The organism is Ruminiclostridium papyrosolvens DSM 2782, assembly GCF_029318685.1.
In the GTDB taxonomy this organism is placed as follows: domain Bacteria; phylum Bacillota; class Clostridia; order Acetivibrionales; family DSM-1351; genus Ruminiclostridium; species Ruminiclostridium papyrosolvens.
This window is the reverse complement of sequence record NZ_CP119677.1, coordinates 753,176-766,297: the sequence shown is the minus strand read 5'-3', so window position 1 is coordinate 766,297 and position 13,122 is coordinate 753,176. Positions and strand designations below refer to the sequence as shown.

The following is a 13,122-nucleotide window of genomic DNA, read 5'->3' as shown; positions in this document are numbered from 1 at the left end:
TTATACCTCCTAAATATCCCATTTCATTGATTTTTCAACTGCTTTCTTCCACTTTAAGTATAGACCGTCAAAGTAATTTTTATTTCCTAAGGGTATGTATGTCTTGTCAAGATTCCATGCTTTTTCAATCTCTTCCTTGGATGTCCAGATTCCAACACCCAGTCCCGCCAGAAATGCAGAGCCAAGTGCTGTTGTTTCCCTTATTACAGGCCTTTGAACAGGTATATCCAGTATATCTGCCTGAAACTGCATAAGGAAGTCACTTGCACTTGCACCTCCGTCTACCTTCAGGGCGTTCAGCTCTATACCTGAATCCAGTTCCATAGCCTCCAGTACATCTCTGCTCTGATAGGCTATGGATTCCAGAGTAGCTCTAATTATATGTTTTTTGTTTGTACCTCTTGTTATCCCCAGAATCGTACCACGAGCATACATATCCCAGTATGGTGCTCCTAATCCCGTAAATGCAGGAACAACATATACCCCGCCCGTGTCGGGGACTTTTCCTGCTTCTATATCACTTTCATGTGCAGTCTTTATTATACCTAATTCATCCCTTAACCATTGAATGGCTGCTCCCGCATTGAACACACTGCCTTCAAGGGCATATTCAACCTGATTATCTATGGCCCATGCAATTGTAGTAAGAAGATTGTTTCTTGAAGACACGGGTTTTTTGCCGGTATTCATTAGTATGAAACAACCCGTTCCATACGTATTTTTAGCATCACCCTGTTTAAAGCAGGCCTGACCGAAAAGAGAGGCATGTTGGTCCCCCGCTATACCGGAAATAGGGATTTTTTCACCTAACACTTTTTCGTTAGAGTATGCACATGCTCCCGATGAGGAAACTACCTCCGGCAACATACACGCCGGTATTTCCAGTTCTTTTAGGAGTTCTTCATCCCATTTTAATTCATTTACGTTATATAACATGGTTCTGGAGGCATTTGAATAATCAGTTATATGCTTTTTGCCTCCGGTTAAATTCCAGATAAGCCAGGAATCAATGGTTCCGGCAAGAAGCTCTCCCTTATTTGCCTTTTCCCTTGCTCCCTCTACATTATCCAGAAGCCATTTTATCTTGGTTCCCGAAAAATATGCATCTATTACCAATCCGGTTTTACTTTTGATTTTATCTCTCAAACCAGCCATCTTTAAACTATCACAAATTTCGGAACTTCTCCTGCACTGCCACACGATGGCTCTATGTAAAGGTTTTCCTGTGTTTTTGTCCCAGACGACTACGGTTTCCCTCTGATTTGTGATACCAATGCAAGCTATTGCATCAGCACTTATACCAGCCATTTTTATTGCTCCGGTTATAGCAGCCATCTGGTCTCTGAAAATATCTTCAGCATCATGTTCAACCCATCCGGGCTGAGGGTAATACTGCTTTAGCGGAACACTCTTTATTCCCGCTATGTTACCGTTCAAGCTGTCAAATATTACTGCTCTGGAGCTGGTAGTCCCCTGATCAAGGGATAAAATGTATCTCTTATGCATAAATCCTGTCCCCTTAGTACATAACAATGTTGCTTTCTTTTCATTTTAGTTAACAACATTATAACATGAATTTGCAAAAATTAATGTTATAATTGCCCATGTGCGTTTCGGTCGCAGCCGAGGTAGCATATTTCTACACTCTGGAAATTATCATCTCACAAATGTAAACAACGGCAATTGCACACACAGCTACCTTCAATAAGCTCTTTTCAAAGTAAGCAAGTATAACTGCAACTCCAAGTCCTGTAACAGCAGACCAAAGATGTCCTGTAGCTGTAAGTATATCAGGAAATATCATAGCTCCCAGAACCGCATAAGGTACGTATCCCAGAAATGCAGTTATAAACCGGGACTTTATTTTATTTTTGAAAACAGCCATGGGAAGCACTCTTGGAATATATGTAACCAATGCCATAAGAAATACTGCAATCAATGTATTAGTCATTTGCCGTATCCTCCATTGGAAAAAGCTTTGCTCCTACTGTACATGCAATAAATGTAGCTACGATTATTCTCCATCCCCCTGATACGGAAGAAAAGACAGGTACCCATTTTATAAGAGAACTTATAAATATTGCACAGCCTGCCACAATCAGAGCAGCTTTTGATTTTTTAGCAGCCGGAATTACAAGGGCAATAAACATTGCGTATAAAGCAATACCCATTGAATTCTGCAAGGATTCCGGCAGTATGGTACACACTATGGCACCTGCTGCAGTGCCTGCTGCCCACCCGATATAGGGCAGCACTTCAAGTCCTGTCATAAAGGAAAAGGTTATATCTCTTTTTTGCATGGCAGCTACCGTAAAGGTTTCATCGGTGATTCCAAAAGACATTATCCACCGTTTATATCCCGGTATGCCCTCAACTATTTTCTGTGATAATGACAGGGACATAAGCATGTATCTGATATTTATGACAAAGGTAGTAATGGTAATTTCAGCAAGGCCTGCTCCTGCTATAATCAGGTTAGTCCCTGCAAACTGTCCAGCCGAAGTAAGGTTTGTCATTGATATTAGTATAACTATCCAAACAGGTATCCCCCCCTTTACAGCCATAAGCCCGAAGGTAAAGGAAACGGGAAAATATCCCAGGGCTATAGGGAGACTTTGTTTTGAACCGTCAATGAAATCGTGTAATGCTGTGTGCTTGCTATGTAATACTTTCTCTTGCTTAGTTAACATTTCTAGTATCCTTTTTCCATTTTCTTGTGAATTAACAACAAGTAGTATTATAACATAGAAAGGGGGGGATTCTCATTAAAAAACTCTTACCAAGGTTATGGTAAGAGTTAAAATGCCTATCCAATAAAAATTATGATATATTCTTTAGTTTCACTTGACTTTCAACAACATCATATATCCCCCCAAAGGTAATAAACTTTCCGTTGGCAATTTCCTCTTGAGGAATTGTAATATTGAATTGACTCTTTACATCAAAGTATATGTATAGCAAATCTCTGGCACTCAGCTTTATATCTTCTCCTAAAAGATTCTTAGTGTAATAGTCCTTGTCCCATTTAGTAAAATCAATATTAAACCTTTGATTAAAAATATTTAAAAGCCTTTCTTTTATTTTATCTGACATTAAATTATCCATAGTAAGTTTTCTCCTCTAAACTATTTGGACATCAGCATACCCGATAAGCTTATCAATAGTTTGGTCTGCCATACGGTTGGAATCGTCTTTGTTAAGTATATTAAGTACAGGTATTTTATTACTGATGTATTTCTCTTTCTTCTCATCAATAAACTTGTAATCCAATGAAATATAAGACTTCACATATTCCTCATTTGCTTTTAACCAATCGAATTGCATGTTTGAAATGTTGAAGAAATCAACCTCAAATCCAAGCTTATATTTAAACAAATTTGTATACTCATCAAATCCCTCAGGCTTACAATCTTCATACAGTAGGCTTGCTATTACAACATCCGGAATCACAGCCTGTGAGACTTCAAAGGCAAGCAATCCAAATTTGTTGGTAATCATTCTGTTATATGGCATTACGCCCCCTGGTACCCCGATTATTATTACATCCGGCTCTTCTGTCTTTTCAATATTCTTGATATATCTATTGAACATCAATACTTTATTGACATCAGAAATTTCATTTCCATACATGAATGAAGGAAAGGGATGAAACCCCAGCATCTCACAGTACGGTCTGGTGCCTATCTGACTTATTTTATATCCTGATTTTTGAATTTTGTCTCTTAGGGCAAGCTGTATTTCAAATTTATTAGTTTTCTCATCTATTCCAACTGTCAAAATAACAGGTATGTCTATTTCTTCAATACTTTCGTCCTCAATAACTATATCCTCAGACAGAAAACTCTGATTTCCATCAAAATATTTGAAATACACTCCCTCACAATTACACATGGACGATATTTTTTCAATAGCTTCTTTATTCAAACTTAATGAGCATATTATGTTCTTTTTGGATTTTACTGCAGATATAATTTTTTTAAATATATATTTTTCGAAATCAAACGGCAGATGCGATTCAACAATCATCACGGTATCGCATAAGTCCAATGCTTTTTCAAAATCAGAAGACACTGTGATACCTATATCCGGCCCTCTATCTGCAATACCTGCATCTTTTCCTGTAAAGCCCCATCCATTCGGAGATACAAGGCACGATATGTCATATTCCGTAAGCAAAGACCTGTGCCTCAATACCGGAGTAAATTCCATATCGTACGGATAAATCAAAAGTCTCTCGTTTTTTTCCATATTAACCTCCTTCATTATTACAGCTGTCACTCGATCATATCCAAAGCATAAATCTCTTTGCCTAATTCAGCCCCAAATTCCCTTAAAGTACAAATATCCTTAAACATACTATCAGCTGTGTCTATTACACCACTGCATTTTGAAACCTTTTTTTCTGTTGACAGGCCATCTATATCATCTGCTGCCGCTGCACATAAATCACAAAACATAAGTGCCCAACAGTCTACACACTTATTTTCACTTAATTTCCCTATATTTAGCAAAGTTTTAATTTTATTAACATCAAAACCATCATTTATATTTCCTATTTTCATTTGGGGCGATGATTCACTAACCCTTTCACAAGGATAGAAATTACCGTCAACATCTACGAACAATCTTTGAACTCCTGCTACGCATGGCCCTCCATGATGAATTCTATCAGGTAGTTCATCTCTCATCTGCAATCGGCTGTATCTAACTTTTCTTTCCACATATTCCTTTGACAGTAGTTTAGATGTGTATTTTTCATCCAAATAGCCAAGCTCTGATAAAAATATCTTAAAAATTTCATATTCAATTTCAGATATATATTCTTTAGATGCCTTTACAGTATCTTTTCTGTATAAATTAGATATTTGTGATGCCATAACACTTGCTTCTTTTGCTAATTCAAAATCAGTAAAAAAATTATTTACACAGCTAAACTCGTTCTGAGGATCTAACACAGCATTAAAAGCAATATTTTTACTTAAAAAATCAGGAAATTTAGTTTTAATCATCTCCAGGTTTTCCAGTACCTTTTCAAAGGTCCCTTTATCGTCTCTATATACCCTATTTCTGTTATGTATTTCAGAAGAACCATCAAGACTTATTAGTAAATGTACACTATGCTTTTGAAAATATTCTACAATTTCTTCATTTAAAAGGGTTGCATTTGTAGTCAATGAAAAGTAAATATTTTTTCCTTCAGCTTTTTCTTCAAAATACTCAACACAATTTTTTATGAATTCAAATTCAAGCAGCGGCTCACCACCATAAAATGCCAGCAAGGCTTTCTCATTATCCTTTGAATGCTCAATATAAAAATCTATTCCCTTTCTGGCTGTATCAAGAGTCATTTTCTCGTTTGAATGAACCCTATTCTCATAATCTCCCGAATATATGCAGTATTTACACCTGAGATTACATTGCTTTGTTATTTGTAGTGTAATCTTACTAACTTTATTATTAAGGTGACTTAGAATCGTATCATTTAATGGATGGTACATTTCCTTTGGTCTTTTTTCCGACAAGAAACCCAAATCACGCAAATGCTTAATTGACTCTATCGCTTGTGCGTTAAATTCCGAGGTACATTTATCAGTTTCATCACTTTTTCTGTAGTACTCGAGTATCTTATATTGTTCTTCTGATAAGCTAAGAATCACGTTTTTATTGACATCATAAAAATAATGCCCTCCCGGAGTTTTAAACAGATGTATGAAAGAATTCAAAACTATCACTTCCTCCTTATTGATTAAAAATAACCGGAATATAGAAAGTCTGTATTCCGGTTATTTTTTATGAATTACCTATTCTTATTTTGATAATCATACACATAATCTGCAGTCCTACGACCACATGTGTAGCCATACCAATCACAGCCAGCATATGCCTCTATAGTTCTGTGACAACTATGTATTTTTTTACCTAGCTTTTTCATATTATCACCTCGCTTTCATTTTCATGCTTATCAGCCTGATTATTTTATTTGAACTCACAAAGATTCCTAATTTAAACCTTATGAGTTTAAATTAATTAAAAATTTGTATTTACAAATAAATAGTGATTTTCTTTTGGATATTTTACTTTTAAAATTATGACCTCTTTAAATGGTATGTCATAAAAACAGAATATACATTACTGTAAATTGTAACATATATTGTTATATTATTCAAATTTTATAATACAATTGTAAATAATTACAATAATTTCTAACACAATTTAATCGGATTATTGATAATTATTTATAATTTTGGTATTATAGGAACTCCAAACAATTTAGTATATGGAATTTCTGTATATGATGAACTGATAAAATATTACGAGGATATCCTCAAAAATGGTTCTGAACAAAAGGTAAATATTAGGCATTTTCATTTAATGTATGAACATAAAAAAACTATGGTGTCCCGTCTGGAATACTTGAAGCTTTACATAAAATGTATGAAAGTGAAAAGAAGGTAACCGAAGATTTGTTAGAAGCTTTAAAGGGCCCGTCGTAAAACTAAGCTTTATCTGTTTTGCAACAAGCCCTAAACATACCGTCATATTGCTATTATTTTATATTCTTTAGTACCGCCAATAAATATTCCCACATCCTCTGAACCGAAGAAATACTCATATGCTCATTTGGCGTGTGAACGTCATATAGATTTGGGCCGAATGAAATTGCATCCAGTTCCTCAAATTTCTCAGCAAACAGCCCACACTCAAGTCCTGCATGTATCGCTGTTATTTCAGGCTTCTTTTTATACATTTTTTCATATACAGCTTCAAAAGCTGCTCTGATTTTTGAAGTGGGATTATATGCCCATTCAGGGTAATCTGATTCTGTTGCAACACTTCCTCCATTTAGTTTGGCAGTCACAATAAGCCTATTAGTTAATTCCTCCTTTAAGCTTCTAACTGAACTTCTGATTGAGCTTATAAATTCTATACTATCTTTTAAAGTCGTAATTACCCCAAGGTTCAAGGAGCTTTCCACTAACCCCTTAATATCCATGCTCATGGAAGTTACCCCATTTATCAGCAGATACAAATAGTTAACTGTGTTAATAGTTGATTGTTTTGAAAACATTTCATCCGGGCGGTCCGGCAAAATCTCAAATTCCACTCTTACATCGGGGTCCGAGGTTCTCAGTTCAGTTTTAAACATTTTTTCACATTCAGATATTTTTTTCTCAACTAAGGCTTTATCATTAGTTCTTACTAAAATAACAGCGTCTGACTCACGTGGAATTGCGTTATGTTTTGAGCCTCCGTTTAATGAGCTGAGTCTAAAATCCGTTTCATATAAAACAGACATAAGTATACGACCCATCAGTTTATTTGAGTTTCCTCTCTCTTTATCTATCTCCATTCCCGAGTGTCCGCCTTTTAACCCGCTGATTTTCACCATATATGGAACAAGGTTCTCGTCTACAGCTTCCCTCACTGCAGGAATTGTTGTTCTGACTGTGCGTCCGCCTGCACAGCTCACCAAAAGAGTACCCTCTTCTTCTGAATCTATGTTAATAAGTATTCTTCCTTCTAAATTTTCAGGTTCCAATGCCATAGCTCCACCCATTCCTGTTTCTTCGGAAGTGGTGACTAGTAATTCTATTGGCGGATGTTGATATTCGTCAGAAGCCAGAATTGCCAATCCCATGGCAACCGCTATTCCATTATCAGCTCCTAAAGTTGTATCCGTGGCATATAGCATGTCATCAATTATTCTTAACTTTAGTGGGTCTTTGGCAAAATCATGCTCTATAGCTTTATTTTTTTCACACACCATATCCATATGTCCTTGCAAAACAACAGCAGGGCTGTTTTCAAATCCCTGTGCTGCCTTCTTTCTTATAACAACATTTAGTGCCGAATCCTGTACATACTCCAGATTATGTTCTTTTGCAAAGGATACCAGATAATCGCTGACCTCTTTTTCATTCCCCGACCCTCTTGGAATTTGCGTAAGCTTTTCAAAGTATTTAAACACCTCAACAGGTTGTATGTTTTTAAGTATGTCTGTCATAATATTTACCTCACTTTTGTTATTTTGAATCATCGCCAAAAAATTCTATATCATTATTATACTAATTAACTGATATTATTAAACTCTCTCTTGCATCTTTTGGGATATAAAAAAAATGAACCCTTTTTGTCTGACAAAAAGGGTTTACAGAAAAATAGGAGTAATGCGCTATTATATAAAAGCTTTAAGAAATTGTCGGTTTAAATCTGTCATTAGCCCGCCTATGTCATATTCCTTAATAAATTCCCACCCAATCCAGTTTAAGTTGGCACTTTGCGGCAGCTTATTATCAATCTCCGGATGCATTGTTGGAAAGCTGGCAGCTGCACAAATACGCCCCACTTCAGCCCCGGTAAAAAACTCTGTTATCTGCTTTAATTCTTTTGCCTTATCAGCTTTCACAAGCATAGTAACCGGGCTAATGATTGCGCCGTCTTTTGGCCAGACTACTTCAACATTTTCTTTGTGCTTTATGGTTTTGGTGAAAAAATATGGCATAACACTTATGACAGGTGAATCGTTACTATTGCTTCCTGCTAACTTTGCCATTTGCGAAGGGTGCCAACCATACTTAACTGCCTTGCCGAGTTTTCTGACTCCCTCAAATCCAAACTGCTTGAATAAAGTAAGCAATGTTGTCTCACAAAAAGAATTATTCTGCCCTCGTATTGCAACTTTTTTTTCAAATTCAGGCTGCAGCAAATCACCCCATGATTGCGGAATTGATTGATTCCCAATTTTAAGCTTGTCAACAACCATTACAAGCAGATTCATAGCAATAACAGTATAATTCCCTCCAGGGTCATTAACTCCAATTTGGGACAACAGATTATTGGGTGTGTTTTGTGATACACTGACAAAAAGGCCTTTGTCTATAAATTTATCAACAAAATTTTTATAATAAAAACTATTTATACCCGGCGATATAACAATATCAGGTATTTCATCAATATCCTCCAACTGCTCTACAAAACTGTAATATGAGTATTGGTTGTTCGCATTACCTTCAATTAAATATTCCAGATTCTTTAAGTTATTTTTCTGAACAAATTTACTAAAGGCCTCCTGCAACGGTAGCTTTAAAGGACACGGCAGCAATGCCAGCAAGTTCATTCTATCCGTTGTTTCCGGATAACTTTTTAAAATATCACTCATAAAATTGTTTTTGCTTATTGTATTCATAGATTCACCTGCCTCATAATCTTTCCATAGTAACCTTAATGTCAGCAGGTTTTCCAAAATAGACGGAGGTAGTTGCGATAGTATCAACACCTGTGTCTGCGTACTCCTGCACATTACCCCCATTTATCCCACCGGCAGCTATTAAAGTAATATTTGGGTTGATTCTTCTAATACTATCAACTATTTGTTTTAAATCTGAAGCAGGTACCTTATCAAACTGAATACCGTCTACTCCTGCCTCTGCAAGCATAATAGCCTCTGCCTTATTCTCAACTTCAACTATTATTTTCTTTTCATAAGCATTACTTCTTATTTGCTTTATCTCTTTTGGCAACTCCTCCAAACCACCCATAAAGTTCATATGCTGCTTAAAAATCAATATGGTTTCAGACAATCCAAGCCTGTGGGGGTAACCACCCCCGGCTACAACAGATTTTACTGCCAGCTCCTTTGTTCCGGGAAATGATTTTCTTGTGGCAACAATCGCTACATCAGGATTAATTGACTTTGCCTTATCAACAAGATTTTTTGTTTTTGTTGCTATGCCACAACAGTATTCCAGAAGGTTCAAGGAAACCTTCCAAGCCATATGAAGATTGGTTGCCAATCCATCTGCTATGATAAAAGTTTCTTCTTTCTTAACCAAGGTACCTGTTGGCAATAATCGGCTTACGTTTATTCCAAGTTTTCCAAATATCCTCCTAACCTCTTCTGCAGCAGACAAGACCATATCCTCCCTTGCCATAAAACGGATCTGACCTAATTTACTTCCAATACCCAATACAAGAGTCGTTAAATCCAAATAAGGTATATCTTCCTTTATAAAACGTTCAATCATTTCATCACTTATATACATATATTTCTCACTTTCTTTCCACTAAAAAGTCTCACACATTACCTCTCAATAATTTTTTGCTCTAACTAATAAGAGGAATACAGGCTTTAATAATACTTCCTTTCGAATCCTCTATACCGGTTATTCTCACATTTATTCCATATGCGGACCTCAGATTTTCTTCCGTGACAACCTCGTCAACGCTTCCAACTGTAAAAATCTGATTTCTCTGCAACAAGGCTACCTTAGAAGAACATAGAAAAACGTGGTTTGGAAAATGGGAAGTCATTATGACTCCTATACCCTTTCTTGAAAGTCTATTAATTTGCTCCAGCACCCTGATTTGGTTTCCAAAATCCAGACTGGAAGTCGGCTCATCCATAATGAGTATCTTGGGCTGTTGTGTCAGAGCACGTGCAATCAGCACCATTTGCCGCTCTCCACCACTGATTTCCGTATAAATACAATTTTTTAAAGACGAAATACCCAGAGTATTCAATGCTTTTTCTGCAATCTCTATATCCTTTGTTGAAGGAGAAGCGAACATGCCCATATGAGCAGTCCTTCCCATCACCACAACATCCAAAACAGTAAAAGGAAATGGAGGAGTATGAGCCTGAGGAACATATCCGATAAGTTTTGCAACCTTTCTTTTAGTAAGACTATTAATGTTATCCCCATTTAGCAGTACTTCTCCATCCATAAGCTTCAAAAAACCCAGAATACTCTTAAAGAAGGTTGTTTTTCCAACACCATTAGGCCCAAGCAGGCACAGAATCTCCCCGGTTTCAACGCTTAAGGATATGTTTTCTACTACTTTTTTTGCTCCGTAACCACAAACGGCATTTTTTACTTCCAGTCTCATATCCATCCCCTCTTTCCTTTAATCAAAAGATAAATGAAAAATGGAGCACCTATTAAGGAGGTAAGTATGCCCAGCGGAATCTCCAAAGCAAAGCTGCTTCTGGCCACATCATCTACAATAAGAAGATATGTACTTCCAATAAAAAACGACGCCGGCAGCAGAACCTTATAGTTGGGTCCCACAAGCATTCTGGCAAGATGTGGTATGATGAGTCCCACCCATCCAATCATACCGCATATGGAAACAGAAGCAGCCGTTAACAAGGTAGAACAGATGATTATAATTACTCTGATTACCGAGGTATCAATTCCTAATGCTTTTGCCTCCTCTTCACCAAAGGATAAAACATTGAGTTTCCATCTTAGAAGAATTATGGGTACAGCTCCAAGTAAAAGAGGGAAAATAATAATATTTATGTCATTCATACTTATGGTGGACAACCCTCCCATGAGCCAGAAGGTTATTGCGGGAAGCTTGCTGTACGGGTCTGCCAGATATTTCGTCATTGAAATAAAGGAAGTAAACAACGTGGAAACCACCATTCCTGTCAGTACCAATACCAAAACTGCATTGTTCCCTTTTCCAATTATAGTACTGATGATAAATGTTAAAGCCACGGCCCCTAGCCCAAAAAGGAAGGAAGTTACTTGTATTCCTGCAATACCCAAGGACAAGAGAATTCCTACTGCTGCTCCAAACCCGGCTCCTGCAGATGCTCCAAGTATGTCGGGAGATACCATTGGATTTTTAAACAAGCCCTGATATGAGGCACCTGAGACAGATAATGCTCCTCCTACCAGCATAGCTGCAAGTATTCTTGGAAGTCTGACATTAAATATAACTGTTTCTGTTGTAGCTGTCCAAGTAACTTCCTTCCCGAAAATTTTAGAAAAAAACATGTTTAAAATTTCACTCAATGATATCCCGTATCTTCCTAAAGTAAAGGATATGACAAATGCTACAATGGGCATGACAGCTAAAACAATTGTAATATAACCTACTCTTGCTCCGGATTTTTCTTCATTGTGGATACTAAACGTTTTTACATTCTTCTTTACTATAATTTCATTAACAAATCCCATGGTATCACCCCTTTATCTGCCGCGAGCCTCTGTCAGCAGGTTCTTAACCTCTTGTTCTGTAAGCTTCTTGTGATAAAATTTATCGTAAAAATCCTTTACTTCATTATCAATATTCAGGTTTACATACTCAGGATACAGTAGGTTAGCCAGCCACTTTACACCTAAGATACGATTAACAGACGGCGGCCTGTCAAACCAGTCAAAGGGCTTATTGGGTATAGCATAAACTTTTTTATCCTTTACAGCTTTGATACTCTTCCATTCAGGCGTAGTATATATGTCTTTGAAAAAGCCGGACTTCGCATCCTTGTCATAACCTACAACAATAACCTCAGGATTCCATTTCAGCAGTTGCTCCAATGAAACTGCCGACCTGCCAAAGCCACTCTGCTTAGGAACCTCTGCAACGTTTATTCCGCCTGCAAAATCAAGTACCTCTGTATGGAAAGAACCTTTCGGATCAGTTTCAAGTCCTTTGGCTCCTTCTGCGTAATACACCTTAAGCTGTTTTCCATGAGGAATTTTGAGCTTGAACTTGTTAATATCGGCAATCGTCTTTGCACAATAATCTCCAAGCTCTTTAGCACGGTCTTTTTCACCCATGATATCTCCCAATTTCTCATACATTATATCGAGTTTTTCAAGCGGAGCATCCAGCATTACAACGGGTATTCCTGTTTGCACCTGTATTTTATCGGACAAATCTTTTTGAGAGCTGTCGATTGTACCTATTGAAAAAATAATGTCAGGATGTACCTTAATGATTTCTTCTACATTTCCTGTTCCGTTCTTTCCTGACCATACTCCCAGCACGGGTAACTCATAATACTTTTCTGATATAAACTGTTTATCCGATTCCGATAAAGCGAATCCCCATCCGGCGAGCTTGTCAGGGTTGAGGGTGTATAGCGCAATAATTCCTATCTGACTTGTGGCATAAGCCTTTTTGATTTCACTTGGAACCTTTACTCTTCGTCCTGCCATATCAAGTATCTCTTTGCTTTTTTCAGCTTTAACCTCATTCTCCTGACTGATTGCAGAAGAGGCAGGCTGTTCATACTTATTTTTATCCGTACCTCCACAGCCTGCAAGCATAAAAGCTGCTGTCAGTATAAAAGTAATAGTTTTTAAAAATACTTTATTTTTCATTAGC

General features: G+C 37.0%; 13 protein-coding genes. All 13 read right to left on the bottom strand.

Features of this window, described 5'->3' with window-relative positions:
• Positions 1-9: 9 nt before the first annotated feature.
• Entirely contained in the window at positions 10-1,506 is a 1,497-nt protein-coding gene (gene glpK / locus P0092_RS03585; RefSeq protein ID WP_004618871.1) for a glycerol kinase GlpK, read from the bottom strand.
• Positions 1,507-1,639: 133 nt separating this feature from the next.
• On the bottom strand, positions 1,640-1,951 hold the full coding sequence (locus P0092_RS03580; protein WP_004618872.1) for an AzlD domain-containing protein: 312 nt from the start codon (positions 1,949-1,951) through the stop codon (positions 1,640-1,642).
• The gene (locus tag P0092_RS03575) at positions 1,944-2,690 is read right to left on the bottom strand and encodes an AzlC family ABC transporter permease (RefSeq protein ID WP_004618873.1); all 747 of its coding nucleotides are present in this window, start codon (positions 2,688-2,690) and stop codon (positions 1,944-1,946) included. The genes P0092_RS03580 and P0092_RS03575 overlap by 8 nt, the downstream gene beginning before the upstream one ends.
• Before the next feature lie 130 nt (positions 2,691-2,820).
• A complete protein-coding gene (locus P0092_RS03570) occupies positions 2,821-3,105 on the bottom strand; it encodes a peptide maturation system acyl carrier-related protein (RefSeq protein ID WP_004618874.1) in 285 nt (94 codons plus the stop codon).
• A gap of 15 nt (positions 3,106-3,120) precedes the next feature.
• A complete protein-coding gene (locus tag P0092_RS03565) occupies positions 3,121-4,248 on the bottom strand; it encodes a TIGR04066 family peptide maturation system protein (RefSeq protein WP_004618875.1) in 1,128 nt (375 codons plus the stop codon).
• Positions 4,249-4,274: 26 nt separating this feature from the next.
• A complete protein-coding gene (gene ccpM, locus P0092_RS03560; RefSeq protein ID WP_117407385.1) occupies positions 4,275-5,732 on the bottom strand; it encodes a Cys-rich peptide radical SAM maturase CcpM in 1,458 nt (485 codons plus the stop codon).
• A gap of 65 nt (positions 5,733-5,797) precedes the next feature.
• The gene (locus P0092_RS22105; protein WP_004618877.1) at positions 5,798-5,932 is read right to left on the bottom strand and encodes a CLI_3235 family bacteriocin precursor; all 135 of its coding nucleotides are present in this window, start codon (positions 5,930-5,932) and stop codon (positions 5,798-5,800) included.
• 615 nt (positions 5,933-6,547) lie between these two features.
• The gene (locus P0092_RS03555) at positions 6,548-8,005 is read right to left on the bottom strand and encodes an aminoacyl-histidine dipeptidase (protein ID WP_004618878.1); all 1,458 of its coding nucleotides are present in this window, start codon (positions 8,003-8,005) and stop codon (positions 6,548-6,550) included.
• 171 nt (positions 8,006-8,176) lie between these two features.
• On the bottom strand, positions 8,177-9,187 hold the full coding sequence (locus tag P0092_RS03550; protein WP_004618879.1) for an ABC transporter substrate-binding protein: 1,011 nt from the start codon (positions 9,185-9,187) through the stop codon (positions 8,177-8,179).
• A gap of 13 nt (positions 9,188-9,200) precedes the next feature.
• Positions 9,201-10,043, bottom strand: a complete 843-nt coding sequence (modD, locus tag P0092_RS03545; protein ID WP_004618880.1) for a ModD protein — start codon at positions 10,041-10,043, stop codon at positions 9,201-9,203.
• Positions 10,044-10,104: 61 nt separating this feature from the next.
• A complete protein-coding gene (locus tag P0092_RS03540) occupies positions 10,105-10,887 on the bottom strand; it encodes an ABC transporter ATP-binding protein (RefSeq protein ID WP_004618881.1) in 783 nt (260 codons plus the stop codon).
• Entirely contained in the window at positions 10,884-11,969 is a 1,086-nt protein-coding gene (locus tag P0092_RS03535; RefSeq protein ID WP_004618882.1) for a FecCD family ABC transporter permease, read from the bottom strand. Before P0092_RS03535 ends, P0092_RS03540 begins: the two co-directional genes overlap by 4 nt.
• A 12-nt stretch (positions 11,970-11,981) precedes the next feature.
• Complete coding sequence (locus P0092_RS03530) at positions 11,982-13,118, bottom strand: ABC transporter substrate-binding protein (RefSeq protein WP_004618883.1); 1,137 nt, start codon at positions 13,116-13,118, stop codon at positions 11,982-11,984.
• Positions 13,119-13,122: the final 4 nt, after the last annotated feature.